Origin of the sequence: Rhizobium sp. BK098 (assembly GCF_014193155.1) — a bacterium.
GTDB lineage: Bacteria > Pseudomonadota > Alphaproteobacteria > Rhizobiales > Rhizobiaceae > Rhizobium.
The window spans coordinates 392,335-413,822 of the sequence record NZ_JACHYY010000004.1 but is presented as its reverse complement, the minus strand read 5'-3'; the positions used below and the strand labels follow the sequence as shown (position 1 = coordinate 413,822).

At 60.0% G+C, this 21,488-nt stretch carries 20 protein-coding genes; 11 read left to right on the top strand and 9 right to left on the bottom strand.

All coding sequences use genetic code 11. From position 1 onward, the window contains the following. Positions 1 to 164: 164 nt before the first annotated feature. On the bottom strand, positions 165 to 2,261 hold the full coding sequence (locus tag FHT73_RS13930) for a bifunctional rhamnulose-1-phosphate aldolase/short-chain dehydrogenase (protein ID WP_183712308.1): 2,097 nt from the start codon (positions 2,259 to 2,261) through the stop codon (positions 165 to 167). Positions 2,262 to 2,467: 206 nt separating this feature from the next. On the opposite strand from FHT73_RS13930, the gene FHT73_RS13925 reads away from it, so the two are divergent. The 7 genes from FHT73_RS13925 (at position 2,468) to FHT73_RS13895 (ending at position 9,672) form a co-directional block, all read left to right on the top strand. Further along, the gene (locus FHT73_RS13925; RefSeq protein WP_112603360.1) at positions 2,468 to 3,280 is read left to right on the top strand and encodes a DeoR/GlpR family DNA-binding transcription regulator; all 813 of its coding nucleotides are present in this window, start codon (positions 2,468 to 2,470) and stop codon (positions 3,278 to 3,280) included. Positions 3,281 to 3,333: 53 nt separating this feature from the next. Further along, positions 3,334 to 4,329: a rhamnose ABC transporter substrate-binding protein gene (gene rhaS / locus FHT73_RS13920; protein WP_112410823.1), complete on the top strand. Its 996-nt coding sequence runs from the start codon at positions 3,334 to 3,336 to the stop codon at positions 4,327 to 4,329. Between the two features lie 73 nt (positions 4,330 to 4,402). Continuing rightward, positions 4,403 to 5,938 (top strand): sugar ABC transporter ATP-binding protein, encoded by a 1,536-nt coding sequence (locus tag FHT73_RS13915; protein ID WP_183712306.1) that lies wholly within the window; start codon positions 4,403 to 4,405, stop codon positions 5,936 to 5,938. A gap of 11 nt (positions 5,939 to 5,949) precedes the next feature. Then, on the top strand, positions 5,950 to 6,954 hold the full coding sequence (locus FHT73_RS13910; protein ID WP_112603356.1) for an ABC transporter permease: 1,005 nt from the start codon (positions 5,950 to 5,952) through the stop codon (positions 6,952 to 6,954). Beyond that, positions 6,951 to 7,967 carry an ABC transporter permease gene (locus FHT73_RS13905; protein WP_112603354.1) on the top strand — a complete coding sequence of 339 codons (1,017 nt, stop codon included), beginning with the start codon at positions 6,951 to 6,953 and terminating at the stop codon, positions 7,965 to 7,967. Before FHT73_RS13910 ends, FHT73_RS13905 begins: the two co-directional genes overlap by 4 nt. After that, positions 7,964 to 8,290 (top strand): L-rhamnose mutarotase, encoded by a 327-nt coding sequence (gene rhaM, locus FHT73_RS13900; protein ID WP_112603352.1) that lies wholly within the window; start codon positions 7,964 to 7,966, stop codon positions 8,288 to 8,290. Before FHT73_RS13905 ends, rhaM begins: the two co-directional genes overlap by 4 nt. Next, positions 8,287 to 9,672 carry an FGGY-family carbohydrate kinase gene (locus FHT73_RS13895; protein ID WP_183712304.1) on the top strand — a complete coding sequence of 462 codons (1,386 nt, stop codon included), beginning with the start codon at positions 8,287 to 8,289 and terminating at the stop codon, positions 9,670 to 9,672. Before rhaM ends, FHT73_RS13895 begins: the two co-directional genes overlap by 4 nt. On the opposite strand, the gene FHT73_RS13890 is transcribed toward FHT73_RS13895, so the two are convergent. Continuing rightward, positions 9,669 to 10,493: an aminoglycoside phosphotransferase family protein gene (locus FHT73_RS13890; RefSeq protein ID WP_183712302.1), complete on the bottom strand. Its 825-nt coding sequence runs from the start codon at positions 10,491 to 10,493 to the stop codon at positions 9,669 to 9,671. The genes FHT73_RS13895 and FHT73_RS13890 overlap by 4 nt on opposite strands. Before the next feature lie 399 nt (positions 10,494 to 10,892). Here FHT73_RS13890 and FHT73_RS13885 point away from each other — a divergent pair, with 399 nt between their 5' ends. Further along, positions 10,893 to 11,999 carry a branched-chain amino acid ABC transporter substrate-binding protein gene (locus FHT73_RS13885; protein ID WP_112603344.1) on the top strand — a complete coding sequence of 369 codons (1,107 nt, stop codon included), beginning with the start codon at positions 10,893 to 10,895 and terminating at the stop codon, positions 11,997 to 11,999. Between the two features lie 80 nt (positions 12,000 to 12,079). Here the strand turns inward: FHT73_RS13885 and FHT73_RS13880 are convergent, their stop codons facing one another. From FHT73_RS13880 to FHT73_RS13865, 4 genes are all read right to left on the bottom strand, one after another. Next, a complete protein-coding gene (locus FHT73_RS13880) occupies positions 12,080 to 12,904 on the bottom strand; it encodes a sugar phosphate isomerase/epimerase (RefSeq protein WP_183712300.1) in 825 nt (274 codons plus the stop codon). Positions 12,905 to 12,933: 29 nt separating this feature from the next. Then, a complete protein-coding gene (locus tag FHT73_RS13875; RefSeq protein ID WP_112414285.1) occupies positions 12,934 to 14,109 on the bottom strand; it encodes a dihydrodipicolinate synthase family protein in 1,176 nt (391 codons plus the stop codon). Positions 14,110 to 14,121: 12 nt separating this feature from the next. Beyond that, positions 14,122 to 15,279 carry a Gfo/Idh/MocA family oxidoreductase gene (locus FHT73_RS13870; RefSeq protein ID WP_183712298.1) on the bottom strand — a complete coding sequence of 386 codons (1,158 nt, stop codon included), beginning with the start codon at positions 15,277 to 15,279 and terminating at the stop codon, positions 14,122 to 14,124. Positions 15,280 to 15,408: 129 nt separating this feature from the next. Beyond that, positions 15,409 to 16,116, bottom strand: coding sequence for a TetR/AcrR family transcriptional regulator (locus FHT73_RS13865; protein WP_112414510.1), 708 nt, complete (start codon positions 16,114 to 16,116; stop codon positions 15,409 to 15,411). A 288-nt stretch (positions 16,117 to 16,404) separates the two neighbouring features. On the opposite strand from FHT73_RS13865, the gene FHT73_RS13860 reads away from it, so the two are divergent. Then, positions 16,405 to 17,616 (top strand): TIGR03862 family flavoprotein, encoded by a 1,212-nt coding sequence (locus FHT73_RS13860; protein ID WP_183712296.1) that lies wholly within the window; start codon positions 16,405 to 16,407, stop codon positions 17,614 to 17,616. Between the two features lie 18 nt (positions 17,617 to 17,634). Here FHT73_RS13860 and FHT73_RS13855 read toward each other — a convergent pair whose 3' ends face one another. The 3 genes from FHT73_RS13855 to FHT73_RS13845 form a co-directional block, all read right to left on the bottom strand. After that, entirely contained in the window at positions 17,635 to 18,588 is a 954-nt protein-coding gene (locus tag FHT73_RS13855) for an NAD(P)-dependent oxidoreductase (RefSeq protein WP_112603334.1), read from the bottom strand. Between the two features lie 144 nt (positions 18,589 to 18,732). Next, positions 18,733 to 19,497 carry a phosphodiesterase gene (locus tag FHT73_RS13850; RefSeq protein ID WP_210290346.1) on the bottom strand — a complete coding sequence of 255 codons (765 nt, stop codon included), beginning with the start codon at positions 19,495 to 19,497 and terminating at the stop codon, positions 18,733 to 18,735. A gap of 94 nt (positions 19,498 to 19,591) precedes the next feature. Further along, the gene (locus tag FHT73_RS13845; RefSeq protein ID WP_112603332.1) at positions 19,592 to 19,978 is read right to left on the bottom strand and encodes a VOC family protein; all 387 of its coding nucleotides are present in this window, start codon (positions 19,976 to 19,978) and stop codon (positions 19,592 to 19,594) included. 25 nt (positions 19,979 to 20,003) lie between these two features. On the opposite strand from FHT73_RS13845, the gene FHT73_RS29800 reads away from it, so the two are divergent. Together FHT73_RS29800 and FHT73_RS13835 are read left to right on the top strand one after the other, a co-directional pair. Next, positions 20,004 to 20,276, top strand: a complete 273-nt coding sequence (locus FHT73_RS29800) for a hypothetical protein (protein WP_348648139.1) — start codon at positions 20,004 to 20,006, stop codon at positions 20,274 to 20,276. Between the two features lie 122 nt (positions 20,277 to 20,398). Then, a complete protein-coding gene (locus FHT73_RS13835) occupies positions 20,399 to 21,445 on the top strand; it encodes an isopenicillin N synthase family oxygenase (protein ID WP_183712294.1) in 1,047 nt (348 codons plus the stop codon). Positions 21,446 to 21,488: the final 43 nt, after the last annotated feature.

Below are 21,488 nucleotides of genomic sequence, written 5' to 3'. Positions count from 1 at the left end.
TCTCCCCACCGGGGAGAGGATGCCCAAGGGGCAGATGAGGGGGAGTGAGGAGCATAGCGACTCACATCTTGAGCGTAAGCGAAAGATAGAACCACATTTGCAGCCCCCTCATCCGACCCTTCGGGCCACCTTCTCCCGCTGGGGAGAAGGAAAAATGTAGCCAACTAGCGCGTGAAGCTCTGCGCGTTGCCGGCATCAACGTTGATGATATTACCCGTCGACTTGGCGGAAAGATCCGAAGCCAGGAAGTAGATCGCCTCGGCAATGTCCTCGGGGAAAACATTGAGCTTCAGCATCGAGCGCTTGCGGTAATGTTCCTCCAGCTCGTCCACCTCGATCTTCGAGGAGGCGGCACGCTGCTCGCGCCATTCGCCGTTCCAGATCTTCGAGCCGCGCAGGACGGCGTCGGGATTGACCGTATTCACGCGGATGCCGGCTTCAGCACCCTCGAGCGCCAGGCAGCGGGCCAGATGGATTTCGGCGGCTTTGGCCGTGCAATAGGCGGCCGCATTCGGCGAGGAGGCCAAACCGTTCTTCGATGCGACGAAGACGACGTTACCACCGAGATTCTGGCGGCGGAACAGCCGGAAGGCTTCGCGCGAGACGAGGAAATAGCCGGTCGCGAGAATATCGATATTGCGGTTCCACATCGAAAGCTCGGTGCTCTCGATCGGCGCGGACGAAGCGATGCCGGCATTCGATACCAGAATGTCGACCCCGCCGAATTCGACGCAAGCCTCGGCAAAGGCGGTAATGACGGCATCTTCCTTCGTCACGTCGAGCTTGACGCTACGCACCGCGTCGGCGCCGAACATCTTGGCGAAATCCGCCTGGGTGCCCTCAAGTGCCGCCTGGTCGATGTCAGCCAGAACCACGCAGGCACCCTCGCCCACAAGGCGCGCCGCCGTGGCGCGGCCGATGCCGCCGGCGCCGCCGGTGACGAAAGCAACACGACCAGCAAGGCTCTTCGGCTTCGGCATGCGCTGCAGTTTCGCCTCTTCCAGCAGCCAATATTCGATATCGAAGGCTTCCTGTTCGGGCAGGCCCTGATATTCGGAGACGGTCGAGGCGCCGCGCATGACATTGATGGCGTTGACATAGAACTCGCCGGCAATACGGGCGGTCGCCTTGTCGCGGGCAAAGGACAGCATGCCGACGCCGGGAACGAGGAAGATCACCGGGTTCGGATCGCGCATGGCAGGCGAATTGTCGTGCTTGCAATCGTTATAGTAGCGCGCGTAGTCGGCGCGGTAATCTTCCAGCGCCTTGTCGAGACCGGCGATCACTGCATCGACATCGGGCTTAGCCGGATCGAAATCGACGATCAGCGGGCGGATCTTGGTGCGCAGGAAATGATCCGGGCAGCTGGTGCCGAGCGCGCCGAGCGGGCGAAGATTCTTCGAATTGACGAATTCGAGCACCGCATCCTGATCGTCGAAATCGCCGAGCTTGCGTTCGGCCTTGCCGATGCGACCGCGGATCTCAGGCATCAGCCGGGCGGCGATGGCACGACGCTCCGCTTGCGGCAGGCTCTCGACAGCAGTGCCGCCGAAAATGGTTTTGCCTTCCGTCTTGGCGGCGAACCATTCGATTGCCTTGTTGATGATGGCGAGCGTCAGCTCGTAGCATTCCTTGGCATCATTGGCCCAGGTGAAGAGGCCATGACTTTCGAGTACGACGCCCTTGGCATTCGGATGCGCCTTGACGAAGGCTTCGAGATCAAGACCGAGCTGGAAGCCGGGGCGGCGCCAGGGGAGCCAGCCAATCTCGTCGCCGAAGATCTCGCGTGTCAGTTCGCGCGAGTTCTTGGAGGCGGCAATGGCGATGATGGCGTCGGGATGCATGTGATCGACGTGGGTGAACGGCACGAAACCATGCAGCGGCGTATCGATCGAAGCGGCGCGGGCATTGAGATTGAAGGTGCAATGCGGCAGGAAGCCGACCATGCGATCCTCGTCGGCAACGCCCTGATAGATATTCTTCAGGCTGTCGAGCTTGTCCTGATAAAGTGTGGCGAAACCATCGAGCTTGATGGTGCCGACATCGCCGCCAGAACCCTTGACCCACAATACTTTGACCTTCTCGCCGGAGAGCGGATCGGTTTCCATGACCTTGGCCGACGTGTTGCCGCCGCCGTAGTTGGTGATACGCTTGTCGGCACCGAGCAGATTCGACCGATAAAGCAGCTTGCCCGGCTCATCCAAGCCTGCCGCATACGCATCATCCCAACGGTTCTTCAGAAGCTGAACGCCAGCCGCCATGTCATCCTCCCTTGAAATCAAGTCTTTCAGGCGGACCAGATCATATGCAGCCGCCCTTTGTGAGCAGGGTATCGCTCACGTACAGTCACCTTGTCAATCGAAAACGATCAAATTCGATAATGCTGCGATGCAATATGAAAGTTTATGATCGTTTATGATTGACACATTGTCATATTTGCGAAATAACCGCCGACAAGGAGGAGCCAATGCACGAACGCGAACGCCATCGCATTATCCTGAGCGCCGTACAGGAAAAGTCTGTCGTGACGATTCAGGATATTTCCGAGCTGACCGAGGCTTCGGAAGCGACGATACGCCGTGATATCGCTGCCCTGCACGTGCAGGGAAAGATCCGGCGCGTGCGCGGCGGCGCGGAATCGATCCATCCCCCACAGCTCGGCAATCTGGCAGCGCGACCGTTCCGTGTATCCGAAGCCGTCAACATCGATAGGAAACGCGCAATTGCGCGCAAGGCTGCCGAACTCTGCAATCCCGGCGACGCCATCATTATCAACGGCGGCACGACTACGTTCCAGCTGGTGCACTATATCTCGGCCTTCCGGCTGCAGGTGATGACAAACTCCTTCGCCATCGCCGAACATCTGGTCAAGCATTCGAAGAACAACGTGACGGTGCCGGGCGGCGCGATCTATCGCGAGCAGAGCCTGATCCTCTCGCCCTTCGACAACGACACGATCCGAAATTTCTATGCGCGGCGCATGTTCGTTGGTGCACAGGGCGTAGGCCCGCTCGGCGTCATGGAAGCCGACGCGCTGGTCATCCAGAGCGAGCAGAAGCTCATGCGCCAGGCCGACGAGCTCGTCGTCATGGTGGATTCGAGCAAGTTCCGCCAGCGCTCCAGCCTGATCCTTTGTCCGCTCGAACAGGTCTCAACCATCATTACCGATGACGGCGTAACCGCCGAAACCGTGCGCATGATCGAGGATGCGGGTATTTCGCTCATTATTGCAAATGTTTCGGCTCAGGCCGAGGAGGAGGATTCCCCGTCGGTCGCGTGAGACGCGCGGCCGAAATGGGGTGAGCATGCCTATTAACTTTGGGAGGAAGTGACATGAATATAGCAAAGAAACTGGCGATCGGCGTCGCGCTCGCCGCGACACTGATGGCCGGCGCGGCAAGTGCAAAGGACGTCAAGATCGGTCTCGTCGTGAAGTCGCTGGGCAACGGCTTCTTCGAGGCCGCCAACAAGGGCGCCCAGGAAGCAGCCAAAGATCTCGGAGGCGTGCAGGTGATCTACACCGGCCCGACCTCAACCACGGCCGAGGGCCAGATCGAAGTGATCAACTCGCTGATCGCGCAGGGCGTCGATGCCATCGCAATTTCCGCAAACGATCCCGACGCAGTCGTCCCGGCACTGAAGAAGGCGGCACAGCGCGGCATTAAGGTCATCTCCTGGGATTCCGGTGTCGCCAAGGCCGGTCGCATCCTGCAGCTGAACCCCTCGTCCAACGAGCTGATCGGCAAGATGTGCCTGACACTCGCCAAGGATCACCTCGACGGCGGCAAGGGCGACTTCGCCATCCTGTCGGCAACGACCACCTCGACCAACCAGAATATCTGGATCGGCGAGATGAAGAAGCAGCTCAAGGATTTCCCGGGCCTCAATCTGGTGACAACAGTCTATGGCGACGACCTCTCGGACAAGAGCTATCGTGAAGCCCAGGGCCTCCTGACCTCGCATCCGGAAGTCAAGGTCATCGTCGCCCCGACGACCGTCGGCGTGCTTGCCGCTTCGCAGGCCGTCAAGGACGCCGGCAAGATCGGTAAGGTCTATGTGACCGGTCTCGGCCTGCCATCCGAAATGGCCGGTGCCATCAAGTCCGGCGCGACGAAGGAATTCGCGATCTGGAACCCGATCGATCTCGGCTATTCCGCAACGCAGATCGCCTATCGCCTCGTCAAGGGCGAGACCGACGGCAAGCCGGGCAGCGAGATCAATGCCGGCCGCATGGGCAAGATCAAGGTCGGCGAAAACGGCGAAGCCGCCATGGCCGATCCGTTCGTCTACAACGCCTCGAACATCGATCAGTTCTCCAAGGTTTTCTGATCGAAAATCGAACTCGCAGCTCTCCGGCGGCATCAGCCGCCGGACCTGGTTTCACTGATCCGGTACATTGCTGATGACCACAGTCCTTCAACGTTCCCTCGCGGACGCACCAGCCGCGAACAATCAGGCTATCTTGGAGATGCGCGGCATTTCCCAGATCTTTCCCGGCGTCAAAGCGCTGGATGGCGTCAGCATTTCGCTTTACCCGGGTAAGGTCACCGCCCTCATCGGCGAGAACGGCGCCGGCAAATCGACACTCGTTAAAATCCTAACAGGTATCTATCGTCCGAACGAAGGCGAGATCCTTGTCGACGGCAAACCAACGGCTTTCGCCAGTGCGCAGGCGGCCATCGATGCCGGCGTCACGGCCATTCATCAGGAAACGGTGCTCTTCGACGAGCTGACTGTTGCCGAAAACATCTTTCTCGGTCATGCGCCGCGCACATCCTGGCGCACCATCGATTGGAAGACGATGAACAGCCGATCGAAAGAGCTTCTCCAATCGCTAGAAAGCGCCATCGATCCCACGACCCGATTGAAAGACCTCTCCATTGCTCAGCGCCATCTCGTAGCAATCGCGCGCGCTCTGTCGATCGAGGCCCGCATCGTCATCATGGATGAACCCACAGCAGCTCTTTCGCGCAAGGAGATCGACGATCTCTTTCGCATCGTCGAGGGATTGAAGGCGAAGGGTAAGGCGATCCTCTTCATCAGCCACAAGTTCGACGAACTTTATGAAATCGCCGATAATTTCGTCGTCTTTCGAGACGGCCGCGCCGTTGGCCATGGCGAGCTGAAGACGACTCCGCAGGACGAGATCGTCCGCATGATGGTCGGCCGCGACGTTAAGGACGCCTTTCCGAAAGTGCCTGTCACAATCGGGGTCACCGTTCTCGAAGTCGACAACTACTGTCACCGCACCGAATTCCGCGACATTTCCTTCAAGCTTCGGCGCGGCGAGATCCTCGGCGTCTACGGCCTGATCGGCGCCGGACGCTCCGAGCTTTGCCAATCACTCTTCGGCATCACCAAACCGCTGTCCGGGCGTCTGACGCTCGACGGGCAGGAAATCAAGGTGCACTCGCCGCAGGACGCCATTGCTGCCGGCATCGTCTATGTGCCGGAAGAGCGCGGCCGCCATGGCCTGGCGCTGCCGATGCCGATCTATCAGAACATGTCGCTCCCGTCGCTCGGACGCACCTCCCGCAAAGGGTTTCTGAAGGCGGCCAATGAGTTCGCTCTCGCCCGTAAATATGCCGAAAGGCTCGATCTGCGCGCCGCCGCCCTATCCGTGCCTGTGGGAACGCTCTCCGGCGGAAACCAGCAGAAGGTGGTCATCGGCAAGTGGCTGGCGACGCAGCCGAAGATCATCATTCTGGACGAGCCTACCAAGGGCATCGATATCGGCTCGAAGGCGGCCGTCCATGGCTTCATCAGCGAGCTGGCGGCCGAAGGCCTCAGCATCATCATGATCTCTTCCGAACTTCCCGAGATCCTCGGCATGTCGGATCGCGTCCTGGTCATGAAGGAAGGCCTGTCCGCAGGCCTGTTCGAGCGCGAAGGGCTAACGCCGGAGACCCTGGTGCGCGCCGCCACGGGAAATGCTTAAGGAGGGACAGGATGCCACGCATCCTTAAAAAGCGCGAAACACTGCTCGCCATCATCATCATTGTGATGATCGCCGGTTTTGCAACCCGTGCGGCCGGCTTTGCCGAGCCCGCCAATCTCGCCAATATCTTCAACGATACGTCGATCCTCATCATCCTGGCCCTTGCCCAGATGACTGTGATCCTGACGAAATCGATCGATCTATCCGTCGCGGCCAACCTGGCACTGACCGGTATGGCGGTTGCGATGCTGAACGCCGCCTATCCCGATATTCCGCTGGTCGCACTCATCGTGATGGCAATCCTGATGGGCGCGGCTCTCGGCGCCATCAACGGCTATCTCGTCTGGGCTTTGGAAATCCCGCCGATCGTCGTCACGCTCGGCACCCTCACGATCTATCGCGGCATGGCCTTCGTGCTGTCGGGCGGTGCCTGGGTCAATGCCCACCAATTCACGCCGATCTTTTTGAACGTCCCGCGCACGCCGCTTCTCGGCCTGCCGGTGCTAGCCTGGATCGGCATCGCAATCGTGCTGATGATGTATCTGGTGCTGCGCTACACGCAGTTCGGCCGCTCGGCCTATGCGAGCGGCGGCAATCCGGTCGCCGCCGTCTATGCCGGCATTGATGTCGGCTGGACCCGGTTCCTCGCCTTCGTTCTCTCCGGCGCGCTCGCCGGGCTCAGCGGCTACCTTTGGGTATCGCGCTACGCGGTCGCCTATGTCGATATCGCCAACGGTTTCGAACTCGATAGCGTCGCCGCCTGCGTCATCGGTGGCATTTCGATTGCCGGCGGCGTTGGCTCGGTCGCCGGCGCGGTGCTCGGCGCCCTCTTCCTCGGCGTCATCAAGAACGCCCTTCCGGTCATCGGCATCTCGCCATTCACGCAGATGGCGATATCAGGCACCGTCATCATACTTGCCGTCGTCTTCAACGCCCGGCGAGAACGCAACCGCGGCCGCATCATCCTGCGCGATCAGGCCGCAAAGGACGCCGCCAGCCAGGGAGCACACGCATGAGCAACGGTTCGCAAGCGGCAACCGCGGAAAAGCGCGCCATTCCGGATCGCCTCGGCACGCCCTTCAAGCGCATCTTGGCGAGCTGGGAAACGCTGCTTTTTGGCGTCGCTGTCGCGATCTTCATCTTCAATTCACTGGCCTCGCCCTATTTCCTGGATCCCTTCAACCTCTCGGACGCGACCTTCAATTTCACCGAAAAGGCGATGATCGCCTTTGCCATGGCGCTGCTCGTCATCGCTGGCGAAATCGACCTTTCGGTCGCAGCCATCATCGCGCTCGCCTCGACGGCCATGGGGGCCGCCGCGCAACTGGGCGTCGATACGCCCGGCCTCGTCGCGATCGGTATCGGCGTGGGCCTAGTCTGCGGGATCTTCAACGGCTTTTTGGTTTCTGTGCTGAAGCTGCCGTCGATCGTCGTTACCATTGGCACGATGAGCCTGTTTCGCGGCATTTCCTATATCGTTCTCGGGGACCAGGCCTATGGCAACTATCCGGATAGTTTCGCCTATTTTGGCCAGGGCTATGTCGTCTGGGTCTTCTCCTTCGAATTCGTGCTCTTCATCGTGCTCGCGATCGCTTTTGCAATTCTGCTACATGCGACGAATTTCGGCCGGCAGGTCTATACGATCGGCAACAATGATTTTGCCGCGCGCTTCTCCGGCATTCCGGTCGAGCGGGTCAAGTTCATCCTATTTCTGCTCACCGGCATCATGAGCGGCATCGCAGCCGTCTGCCTCACCTCGCGCCTTGGCTCCACGCGTCCGTCGATCGCGCTCGGCTGGGAGTTGGAAGTGGTCACCATGGTTGTGCTCGGCGGCGTATCGATCCTCGGCGGCTCCGGCACGATCGGCGGTGTCGTCATCGCCGCTTTCGTCATGGGCCTGGTCACCTTCGGCCTCGGCCTGCTCAACGTGCCGGGCATCGTCATGTCGATTTTCATCGGCCTCCTCCTCATCATCACCATCGCGCTGCCGATCGTCGCCCGCCGCATCAGGACCATGAGTTCCAAATGACCGCTGCTCTCGAACGCCACGCCTTCAAGATGACGCTCAATCCAGGCATGGAAGCAGAATACCGGAAGCGCCATGATGAAATCTGGCCCCAGCTGGTGGATCTGCTGCATCAGGCCGGCGTCAGCGATTATTCTATCCATCTCGATCGCAACACGAACACGCTTTTCGGCGTGTTGACGCGGCCGAAGGATCATTCCATGGCCAGCCTGCCCGAACATCCGGTCATGAAGAAATGGTGGGCGCACATGGCCGATATCATGGCGACCAATCCCGATAATTCGCCCATTCAGAGCGATCTCATCACGGTCTTCCATCTGCCATGAACACCGAGACAGCCTACCGCCACATCGCCGTCATCGACATCGGCAAGACCAACGCCAAGGTCGTTGTGCTGGATGCCGGGACAGGTGCCGAGATCGCCACCGTCAGGACCGCAAACAGCGTTCTGAAGTCGGGTCCTTATCCGCATTACGATACTGACGGGTTATGGGACTTCATCATCTCGGCACTGAAGGGCTTTGTCCGCGCGCCAGGCTTCGACGCCATATCGATCACCACCCATGGCGCATCCGCTGTAATGCTTTCAGCCAATGGCAGCCTCGCTATGCCGGTTCTCGACTATGAGCATGGCTATCCGCAAGCCATTCAGAACGCCTACAGGCAGTTGCGCCCCAAGTTTGCCGAGACGTTTTCACCCGGATTGTCGGTTGGCCTCAATGTTGGCGCCCAAATCCACTATATGAAAAGCACCTTTCCGGCTGATTTCGCCCATGTCGCGACGATCCTGACCTATCCGCAATATTGGGCGTTTCGCCTGACCGGCGTTGCCTCCAACGAAGTGACGTCGCTCGGCTGCCACACCGATCTCTGGAACCCGACGACGCAAAGCTATTCGTCTCTCGTCGACGCGCTTGGCATTCGCGGGCTGATGGCGCCGATCCGTTCGGCTTTCGACGCGCTTGGACCGGTCTTGCCGGCACTCGCTGCGGATATGGGTCTTACGAAACCGGTGCCCGTCTATTGCGGCATCCATGATTCCAACGCTTCGCTTCTGCCCCATCTGGTTGAGAACGAAGCCCCCTTTGCCGTTGTCTCGACGGGAACCTGGGTGATCAGTTTCGGCGTCGGCGGCGATCTCGACCATCTCGATCCCGCCCACGATACTCTTGCGAATGTCGATGCCTTTGGCCGCACCGTGCCATCAGCCCGCTTCATGGGTGGCCGCGAATTCGAGATTCTGGCTGCCGAAATCGGCACGGCATCACCCGATGCGGTCGAAGCCACTATCGAGGCGGTAATCGGGAGGGGCCTCATGCTGCTGCCCAACGTCGTTGAAGGATCGGGTCCCTTTCCCGGCCGCAGGCGGCGCTGGATTGCGGATCATGCCGCGAGCAATGCCGAACGCCTTGCCGCCGTCAGCCTCTATCTCGCGCTGATGACGGAAGCCTGTCTCGGTCTGATCGGCGCTAAAGGACCGATCTTCGTCGAGGGTCCTTTTGCTCTCAACCATGCCTACCTCAAAGCCCTGTCCGCCTTGACGAATAGCGACGTTATTGCACTAGCGGGCTCGACGGGCACCAGCCAGGGGGCAGCGTTACTGACGGGCATCCGCCCTGCGACAACAACGGAAAACTCGCCGGTTCGCGCCGAACTGGCCGGGTTGACCCGCTATCGACAAGCCTGGCGCGACGCTTTGATCGCTTAAGCCCCGGTCCCGGATAGTTCGGCAGCCGCGATTTCGGCAACATGCAGCGTTGGCTGGACGTGCTCGTCCTCGCCATCTTCGATCAGCCAGGCAGCCGAGAGGCCGGCCCAGGCAATGACCCACCGCAACAGGCGTCCGCGCTCCATTCCCGCCGCCTCGGCAACGACCGTCACTTGCCGGGCAAGACGGCCGGGAGATGTGGCGACGGCATTGTCCGGATTGCAGAAGAGATTGGCGTAATCGAAGCCGCGTTCGCCCACGAGCCCCTTCGGGTCGATCGCGAGCCAGCCGCGCTCGGCAAAGTCCAGAATATTGCCGTGATGAATGTCTCCATGCAGGGCTACGATATCGCGAGGCTCCGACAACAGCGCGCGGGCGACAACTGCGGACTGGACGAAAATACCGCCTTCACAATGAGCCATCGCTTCGAGCGAACGAAACCGGTGGACAAGCGGAATCAATTGCGGCAGGGCGCCTCCGCGAGAGGCATGAAGCCCAGCGACGGCTTTGCAGATGATCCGGGTTGCATCGTCGTCCTCGCCGTTCCTTGCCATCTCGGCAAGTGAGCGGCTGCCTGTCGCCCGTTCGAGCAGGATAGCATCGTCCTGATGTTCGAGAACGCGCGCAGCACCACTGCCATTCCACCAGACCAGGAGCTCGGCACCCGATTTCTCCTCCGGCGCGTCCGCGATCTTCAGCATCGCTGGCTCGCCGTCACGACGCACGGGAAAGAGCCGGCTGGAATGCGTCACGATCGGAGCGCCGTCGGGGATCAGCCGCCAGATGTCAAAATAGACCTTCGAATCGTCATTCTCGTTCACGCTATACCGATCTCCTTGGCGCGGGCCGCGCTATGATAGGCGCCGCGGCTTATGTGGATCCGCGGCATGAAGATTTCCACCTTCAGATCCGCCTCGCCTTGCCGCCCTATTACGTAGGCCCTTGCGGCAGGCAGGCAACAACTATCCCTCGTCAAAATTTTCGGGAAAACGCTAAAATTGTCTTGGCGACGGTTATTTTCTTGCGGAATCGGCCCAATATTCCTACAGAAAATACCCTTATGAGCGCTTTCGAGATCAAAAAATGTCCGAAAGGGCCCATCGGCCTCGATATCAGCTCTGTCTTTTCCAAAAGAACGCCTTACGGCAGTTTGCGCGTCGAGACAGGCGATTGCGGGCGGGTTCAAAGGGCGCTGCCGCGCCTATCCAAGGAGAGCTAACATGAGTCTGAAGACATTGACGGCCGCGACCTTCGTCGCTTCGCTGGCCTTCGCACCTCTCGCACATGCGGACATCACCATCGGCCTCATTGCGCCGCTGACCGGCCCGGTCGCAGCTTACGGTGACCAGGTCAAGAACGGCGCGCAGACCGCTATCGAAGAAATCAACAAGAACGGCGGCGTTCTCGGCCAGAAGCTCGTTCTGAAGCTCGGCGATGATGCCGGCGATCCGAAGCAGGGCGTATCGGTCGCCAACGGCTTTGTCGGCGACAGCATCCGCTTCGTCGTCGGCCCGGTCACTTCGGGCGTCGCCATTCCGGTTTCCGACGCGCTTGCCGAAAACGGCATCCTGATGGTCACGCCGACTGCGACCGCCCCAGGCCTGACCAATCGCGGCCTGACCAACGTCCTGCGTACCTGCGGCCGTGACGACCAGCAGGCCGTCGTTGCCGGCGAGTATGTCGTGAAGAACTTCAAGGATAAGAAGATCGCGATCCTCAACGACAAGGGCGCTTACGGCAAGGGCCTCGCGGATGCCTTCAAGGCAGCGATCAACAAGGGCGGTATCACCGAGGTCCTGAACGATTCCTTGACCCCGGGCGAAAAGGACTACAGCTCCCTGACGGCGAAGCTGAAACAGGCTGGCGTCGAAGTCATCTATTTCGGCGGTTATCATCCGGAAGCAGGCCTTCTGGCCCGCCAGTTGCACGACATCTCCGTCAAGGCGCAGATTATCGGCGGCGACGGCCTTTCGAACACCGAATATTGGGCAATCGCCAATGATTCCGCGGCCGGCACGCTCTTCACGAATGCGTCTGATGCACTGAAGAACCCGGATTCGCAGAGCGCCGTCGCTGCCCTCAAGGCCCGCAATATCCCGGCCGAAGCCTTCACGCTGAACGCCTATGCCGCCGTGCAGGTGCTGAAGGCCGGCATCGAGAAGGCCGGCAAGGCGGATGATGCCGAAGCTGTCGGCGCTGCGCTCAAGAAGGGCGAACCGATCGATACCGCCATCGGCAAGGTCACCTACGGCGAAACCGGCGACCTGACATCGCAGAGCTTCTCGCTCTACAAGTGGGAAGGCGGCAAGATCGTTTCGGCCGAGTAAGCCGTCACGTCATCGCTTTGGAATGGAACCGGGCCGCCTGCTGGCCCGGTTTTTTGTTGTCGATCCTGGGGGACTGCGGCTCAACAAACGGTGCGGAAGCGCTCGATGCAGGTGGAGAGAACCTCCTCACCCGGCCGCTTCCACCAATTATTCTGAGAGAATATTTCCACCTCCTGCAGGCCGAAAAAGCCGGCCTTCTCGATCTCGGCGCGGATGCGCTTCAAGTCGATGACGCCGTCACCCATCATGCCGCGATCAAGCAGCAGGTCCGTGGTCGGCACCAGCCAATCACAGATGTGATGCGCCAGGATGCGGCCGCCAGCGCCGGCGCGCGCGATCTGTTCATAAAGCTTCGGGTCCCACCAGACATGGTAGACATCGATCGCGACACCGATGCCTTCGCCCAGAAGATCGCAGATGTCGAGCGCCTGCTCCAGCGTGTTCACGCAGGCGCGGTCGGCCGCATACATTGGATGCAGCGGCTCGATCGCGAGCGGAATGCCGGAGCTGCGCGCATACGGCAGGATCGCGGCGATACCATCGGCCACCATCTCGCGGGCGTGAACGATATCCTTCGATCCCTCTGGTACGCCTCCGACGACGAGAACCAGGCAATCGGCATTCAGTGCCGCCGCTTCGTCGATCGCCCGCTTGTTGTCGTCGATTGCAGCCGCTCTGCCCTCGGCGCTTGCGGCAGGAAACATGCCGCCGCGGCAAAGCCCGGTGACTTTCAGCCTGTTATCGGCAACGATGCGGGCGGCTTCGGAAAGCCCGATCTTATGCACCTGATCGCGCCAGGGCGCGATCGCGACGATATCCTGCTTCAGGCAGGCCTCGACCGCCTGGCGCATATCATATTGCTGGCGCACCGTCGCCAAATTGACGGACAGACCCTCAATGGCCATGGCGATCTCCTCCTCCGGTCCCTTTTCCGCTATTCGATGCCGACGGTGGCAAGGATCGTCTTCATGCGATAGGTCGCCAAATCCGGGTCGCGCAGCACGCGCGCCGCATCCGCCAAACGGAAAAGCTCCGAAAGATGCTGGATCGATCGGGCGCTCTGCTGCCCGCCGAGCATCTGAAAATGGTCCTGGAAACCATTGAGGTAAGCAAGAAAGACGACGCCCGTCTTGTAGAAGCGCGTCGGCGCCTTGAAGATATGGCGCGATAGCGGGACAGTCGGCGCCAGGATCTCGTGGAAGGCGTCGAGGTCGTTCTGAGCGAGCTTTGCGAGCGCCGCACTTGCGGCCGGCGCGACGGCATCGAAGATACCAAGCAAGGCATGCGAATAGCCCTGGTCGTCGCCCGCGATCAGTTCGGCGTAGTTGAAATCGTCGCCGGTATACATCTTGACCGACGGATCCAGCCGCCGGCGCATGACGATTTCCTTCTCTGCCGACAGTAGCGAAATCTTCACGCCATCCACCTTGGCCGCATTCTGGTTGATGATCGCGGTCGCGGTTTCCATGGCCCTCATGTCATCGGCGGAGCCCCAATAGCCTGCCAGCGCCGGATCGAACATCGAGCCGAGCCAGTGAATGATGACGGGCTCTTTGACCTGACCAAGGATGCGGTCGTAGACACGGATATAATCATCCGGGCTCTTGGCGGCGGCGGCAAGTGCCCGGCTCGCCATCAGGATGACACGGCCGCCCTGCCCTTCCACATAGGCGATCTGTTCCTCATAGGCGCGAATAACGTCATCGATCGTGACATCGGCGCCGGGCTGCAGATGATCGGTGCCGGCGCCATAGGCGATCACCGCATCCGACCGGCCACGGGCGGCCGACTGTGCGTGCGCAATCAGTTCTTTTGCGCCGCTCCAGTCGAGCCCCATGCCGCGCTGTGCGGTATCCATCGCTTCCGCCACGCCGAGGCCGAGGCCCCAGAGATATTCGCGAAAGGCAATCGTGCGCTCCCAGTCGATATTACGGTCAAGCCAGGGATCGTTGTCCGCAAGCGCATCGACCACGACATGCGCCGCCGCATAGGCCACGCGATTGAAGTGATGACCGCCCGCCGGCTTCACCGGCGCGATCAACGGCTCATTGACGGGCGTGAAGGCGGCAATCGCACCATCTGCCCTGGGCAAGTGAAGACTTCTCTCCATGCGGCCAGCCTCCTAGCGAGCAGAAAGAGAAGGCACGTCGACCCAGCGACGCTCCGCCCAGCTCTTCTGTGCCAGCTCCGCCAGCTGCACGCCCTTGGCGCCCTCGCGAAGCGTGAACTTCCACGGCGCGTCCTCGGCCACATGCCACAGGAACTGTTCCCACTGCGCCTTGAAGCCATTGTCGAAGGCCTGTGTGTCCGGCACTTCTTCCCATGTATCGAAAAAGTTGATCGGCTGCGGCTGATCGGGGTTCCAGACCGGCTTCGGCGTGTTGACGCGATGCTGCGTCCAGCAGCGCATCAGCCCACAGACGGCCGATCCATGGGTGCCGTCGACCTGGAAAGTGACGAGATCGTCACGACGAACCCTGACCGCCCAGGAGGAATTGATGTGGGCGATGACGCCACCTTCGAGCTCGAAGGTGGCATAGGCGGCATCGTCGGCATCGGCGACATAGGTGTTGCCGTTCTCGTCGACGCGGCTGGGAATATGCGTCGCGCCGAGGCAGCTGACGGATTTTACTTCGCCGAACAGGTTGTCGAGCACATAGCGCCAATGCGGCAGCATATCGAGGATCATGCCGCCGCCGTCCTTTTTGCGGTAGTTCCAGGACGGACGCTGCGCCTTTACACCCCAGTCACCTTCGAAAACCCAATAGCCGAACTCGCCGCGCACGGAGAGAATCTTGCCGAAGAAGCCGCTGTCGCGCAGCATGGCGATCTTGCGCAGCCCAGGCAGGAACAGCTTGTCCTGAACAACACCGTTCTTGACGCCACGGCGTTCGGCAGAGGCTGCAACCGAGAGCGCCTCCTCCAGCGTCTCGGAAATCGGTTTTTCGCAATAGACATGCTTTCCGACGGCAATCGCCTTCTCCAGAAGCTCGACGCGCATCTGCGTCGAACCGGCATCGAAGAAGATCGTATTGCTGGGATCGGCAAGAGCGGCATCAAGATCCGTCGTCGTCTTCGACAGACCGTGCTTGCGGGCGATCGCCTCGATCTTTTCGGCATTGCGGCCGACAAGCAAGGGCTCGGGCATCAGGCGGTCGCCGTTCGACAGAAGAACGCCCCCCTGTTCGCGGATCGCGAGGATGGAACGCACGAGATGCTGGTTATAGCCCATGCGGCCGGTAATGCCGTGCATGATGATGCCGATCGGCTTCGTTGCCATGAGTTTCTTCCTCCCGTAAATAACTATATAGTTACATAACTGACACGGCGAAGCCATGCTGTCAACGGCCATCGTCAATGGCCGCAGCGGCAATCATCCATCGTTGCGGAGCTTGTTACCTTAAGGATTTTAGGGACGCAGATAGGCGAAAATCACGTCGACGATATGCTCGCCCCAGGCATCAATTTCGCTCTTGTCCGAGAGGTTGCGGCGGAAGATCGTGGAAAGCGTCCAGCGGTTGGTCAGGAAAAATGAACCGAGGGCCGCAATGCTCATATAGATTTTCACCGGATCGCAATCGCTGCGGAATACGCCTGTCACCGCGCCGCGATCGAGCAGGCCGGAGATCTCGGAGACCAGCGGCGAGTGCAGCTCGAAAATGCGTGCCGAACGCTTCAGGAAGCGGGCCTTATGCATGTTTTCCGTGCTGAGAATCCCCAGAAACTCGGGATGATCCAGGAAATATTGCCAGGTGAAGACGACCAGCTCCCGCATGCCGTCGGCGGGCGAGCGATGCGAGAGATCGAGCCGCGCCTCTGCCGAGCGAATAGCGATATAGCTGCCTTCCAAAACGGCGACGTAGAGCGCATCCTTGCCGCCGAAATAGTGATAGAGCATTCGCTTGTTGATTTTCGCCCGTTCGGCGATGGCATCGACGCGGGCTCCGCCATAGCCCCGCTCGGCAAACTCCTTGGTTGCGGCCGCCAGAATAGCCTTGCTGGTGCGTTCCGCATCCCTGAGACGGGGCCGTTCCGAAGCTGTGCGCGAGGGGGTTTGCTCTGCATTCGCAAGGTCTGCACTCTTTGCGCTGCGCTTCACGGTCTTGGCTTCCGACATCATGGCTCCCGGCGGCATTTCGTAAGGCTTATGCGGCCCATCCTCACGCCGATAAGTAACCGATCATCGCATAAGTTGACAGCCCCCGGTGAATCAGAGGCGATAGTAACCATATGGTTATATCGATTTAAATGCGGATATGACGAAGGATACGGAGAAGAAACGTGGAATTTCCGCCGCTGCCGTAACCATCTGAACGACGATGAAATTGGCCCGGACACGGCGACGATCTTGCGTTCTGCCCCCATCCGGCCCTAGAGAACAATAGGCAAGCGGCACCGGGTCAGCATGACAAAAAAACAAATCGCAATCATTGGCGGCGGCCCTGCGGGATTGATGGCGGCAGAGACCTTATCGGGGCTTGGCCATCGCATTGTGGTCTATGACAGAATGCCAACGGTTGCGCGCAAGTTTCTGCTCGCCGGAAAATCCGGTCTCAACATCACGCATTCGGAAGACTACAGTGTTTTTGCCACCCGCTTCGGCGCTGCCTCGTCCCGATTGCGCGCGGCACTGGACGATTTCCGGCCCGATGATATCAGAGCCTGGGCGGAAGGCCTGGGAACGGAAACTTTCGTCGGCTCATCAGGCCGCGTCTTCCCGAAAGTCATGAAGGCATCGCCGCTGCTGCGGGCGTGGCTGGCAAGGCTGGAAGCACTCGATGTCAGCATCATGACGCGGCATCGCTGGTGCGGCTTCGAGAATGGCAGTCTGGTCTTCGAGACGCCAAAGGGGCGCGAACTTATGCGTCATGACGCTGTTCTGCTCGCGCTCGGCGGTGCAAGCTATGCCCGGCTGGGCTCGGATGCGGCATGGGTCAGCTGGCTTCGGGCCAAAGGCATCGACATCGTCGCGTTTCAACCGGCCAATTGCGGTTTCGACGTCACTTGGAGTGCGACGTTCAGCGAACGCTTTGCCGGGGAACCACTGAAGGCGGTGACGGCGACATCGCAGGCAGGGACTTTCCCTGGCGAATTCGTCATCTCGAAAACGGGGATCGAGGGCAGTCTGGTCTACGCCCATGCCGCCTCATTGCGCGATCGGTCGGCAAAAACGGGCGAGGCCTCGCTCATTGTCGATCTGGCGCCCGGACGCAACGAGGAACGTTTGGCGCGCGATCTGGGACGGCAGGATCCCAAGGCCAGTTTCTCCAATCGCCTGCGCAAGGGCGCCGGCATCGAGGGCGTCAAGGCGGGCCTTCTGCGCGAGCTTGCCGAACCCGCAGTTCTCTCGCATGCGGAACCCCTTGCCCGCCTGATCAAGGCTTTGCCGATTCCGTTGCTGAGGCCGAGACCCATCGCCGAGGCCATCTCGTCCGCCGGCGGCATCCGATGGGATGAGCTCGATGAGCGCTATATGTTGAAGAAGCTCCCCGGCATGTTCGCCGCCGGAGAAATGATCGATTGGGAAGCGCCGACCGGCGGCTATCTTCTGACGGCCTGCTTTGCGACCGGGCATGCAGCGGCAAAAGGCATGGATGCCTGGCTCAAGAACCGCTGAGGCTTAAAGCCCGGCCTTTCAGCCGAGCCGGCCGTTCTCCATGAGCCAGGCGACCGCTTCCTGAACGGCCTGTAGCGACGTATAGCGCGGCCGGTATCCGAGTAGCCGTTCGGCCTTGGCGATCGAGCAATTCGGGCTTCGGGCCACATGTTCCCAGGTCGCCTGCGCATCCTCCGCCGATTGGCTTTCCGCCCATTTTTCGTAAGGCAGAAATTCCAGCTTCGGCTCATGTCCGAACCAGCGCGACATGGCCTCTGCATAGCCTTTGAGCGTCAGCGCACCGCTTGAAACCGCGTGGAAAGCCTCTCCCGTCGAAACGCGCCAATTGGCGATAGCACCCATGAACATCTGCGCGACATCATCGGCATGGACATGATGAACCGTCTCCAAGCCGAAATTCGGCAGGACGAGGGTTTCACCGCGCGCCAATGTCGAAAACGCCGACAGGTTGAAATGCCCGGCGGGATTGAGAGGTTCCCACCCGGGACCGACGATATGACCGGGATGGATCAGGGTTGCGGGGAATCCCCTGCGCCGCGCTTCCTCAAGCAGATGCGCTTCGATCGCAGCTTTCTGGATGCCATAATCGCCGAAGGGCCGCTTCGGCGCCTCTTCCGGGGTCGGAACCACGGTCGAAAATCCATGCGTCCAGATCGTGCCCGTATGCAGGAAATGGCCGACATGATCGGTGAGCGCCTCGGTCAGATGCCTTGCGCTGTCGAGCGTGAAGCAGATCATGTCGATGACGATATCCGGCTTCAAGGCACGAATGGCCGGGCCGAAGCTGCCATCCTTCTCCATGGCAGCGCGATCCATCGCCAGCATTTCCACTTCGCTCCATGCCCTGTTCGGCGAATAGGGCTTGGCCTGGCCGCGGCTGATCGCCACCACCTCATGCCCGGCTTCGACCAGCCGCGGCACCAGATAAGTGCCGACATGGCCCGTTGCACCGATAATCACCGTGCGCGTCATGATATCCTCCCAATGGCCGAGATCGAACGCCGGCGGCCACCGACGCTCAAGACGTGATCTGGCCAATGAGAATAGGAGAGCAAGCGGTTTTGTCATCCCCTTCGATGATGCAAAAGGACATTCATCACTGTCTTTGCGGCCATTTCAGACGGAAACATGGCTACTGACAAGACGACCATGCCTCAAATCGTGTATCATCAAGGCGGGTGGGTCCATTGCTGGCGGCGTGCGGGATGCATCGAGCATGAGAGGATTGGCGGGGCACACGGAACCGCATATATGAGCCGGAATGCCAGCAAACAGGCTCGACATGCTGCGATGAACATGACCACTGCAAATCGCGGCCGGCGGTTTGATGCCGCTTGCCAGCAGATCCGCCAAGGCGCGGGTGCCCTTGCACATGACCGCATCCAACACGGAAATACCACAAGGGAACACATGATGATGAGTGAAAAGCAACGACGTGCTGTCCGAGCTACCCGCCAGCGCCTGCCGCAACCAGGAAAGATGTTGTGTGACGTCACCATAGGCTTCGCCATCCACGCAGGTGTCGAGCCCGATTATGAGAGCCCCGCCGTAGGGTTCGATAAAATGCATTGCCGATCGGTCATGCCAATGTTCTGCCTGCGGCATGATCGCCCGCATGACGGCTCGATCATCCGAGTTGCCTGGCAGGATCAATGATCGACAGGCAAGACGATGTAGCGAAGCCGATATGAGGCCATAGCCCTCGGGCCAATTCCCGTCGATCAGATCACCCGATACCACCAGCAAATCCGGTTGAAGGACCGCTAACCATGACATAACACGGTCGAGTCGCGCTATGCTATCATTCGTGGGGCTAGCATGAATGTCGCTGATTTGGGCGATAAGCATAAGATCCGTTTCATTATGATGTGCATAGACCATACATTGTCTTGGTTTCACGCGCAGCTAAAACGGCTCAATGGCAGAACATGCTGCGATCGCGTTCCCCTCTTGCATCAGCTAACGGTAGCAAAGATCAACCGCCCATCATGTCCAACTGCGGCTCGCCGATCTCCACTGCATGGCCGTCCGGATCGTAGAAACGGAATACGCGCTGCCCCCATTCCTGCCTCTCGATCGGATGAATGAGATCGACATGCGGCGCTATCGCTTCGAATGCCGCATCGACGTCCTCATGTTCGAAATAGAGAAGGATATTTCGCCGCCCATAGGGCCCGGATGCTTCGCCGTTCGCGCCCCAGACCGTTTTCTCCAGCGACTTTCCGTCATGGATCGCAAAGCCGGTCTCGAACAGCACGAAGTTGCCGAAGTCGTGCAGGATCCTGAGGCCCAGCAGATCGCCATAGAACGCCTTCGAGCGCCCGATATCACTGACAAAGGGGATTGGATTTACGAAACGCATCGCCAGGACCCGATTGGATTAGAAAATGGGGCAGGAAGAAACAACCTTTAAACTGCTTTGCTATATCCCGGAACCGGATGCCGATATCCGGCACATGATTTTCCATTCGCCGCATAATCGGAGGCCATCCATGGCAGAAGCCGCACGAACCATGATCGTTATGGATTCAGGAATATCCCGCTTTCAATTGCGTGCCGGCGTATTGATCCGCTCCAACGACCATATCCTCGCGAGAACGACGGCTGTAAAAACCATTCCAAAAGATCAGCGATCTTTGAGATTATCTTCTTTGCCTTAGTAACGAAGGGCTTCTAGCCTCGTCTCAACCCATAAGGGCGATTTGCGTCATCACGGCTCGGACACGGCAGGCGATGGCATCACGACCCGAGAACAAAGACGAGCTTGAAAGAGGAAACCTCATTGACCTCCCATACCGCGCCGACCGGCTCCGATACATCACTGCCCACGCTCGATCTCCAGCGCTTCTACGCCTCGTCCTCGGAACGCCGGGCATTCGTCGCGGAGCTTCGCAAAGTGCTCTACGACCATGGTTTCTTCTATCTAACCGGCCACGGCGTCGACCCCAAGCTCATTGCCGATGTCGTCGCGACGGCGAAGCGCTTCTTTGCATTGCCGCTTGAAGAAAAGCTCAAGATCGAGATGGTGAAGTCGCCCCACTTCCGTGGCTACAACCGCGCCGGACAAGAGCGTACCCGCGGCGAACAGGATTGGCGCGAGCAGCTCGACATCAACACCGAAAGCGCACCCTTCGAAATCGGCCCTGATACGCCGGCATGGCGGCGGCTGCAGGGGCCGAACCAGTGGCCGGAAGCTTTGCCGGAACTCAAGCCGCTGCTGCTTGCCTATCAGGCAGAGGTGACGCGCATTGGCATCGATATTCTGAAGGCGATCGCAGCGGCTATCGGCCAAGCGGAAAACGTTTTTGCCGATATCTATGAGCCGCAGGCCTCGCAGCTTCTGAAGATCATCCGCTATCCCGGCCGCGATGTCGCCGAAACGGATCAGGGCGTCGGCGCTCACAAGGATGGCGGCTTCGTCACCGTACTGTTGCAGGACACCGTGCCCGGTCTGCGGGTGCGCACGGAAGACGGCGTCTGGATCGATGCGCCACCGGTTCCGGGCACCTTCGTCATCAATACCGGCGAATTGCTCGAGCTTGCGACAAACGGCTTCGTGCGCGCCGATGTGCATGACGTCGTCGCACCGCCTGCCGGTGTCGAGCGCTTCTCCGTCGCCTTCTTTCTTGGCTCCCGGCCTGATGCGACGATCCCCGTCATCGAACTGCCGGAAGAGTTGAAGCGATCGGAGCGCGGCATCTCGCTTGATCCCCTGAACCCGATCTTCCGCGAAGTCGGCCAGAACCAGCTGAAGAGCCGACTACGCTCCCATCCGGATGTGGCCCGCGCTCACTATGCCGATCTCTTGGCATCGGAACAGTCGGTTTAGGCCGGATCCATCAAGATCGAGGCGAGGTCGCTATATCGGCCAC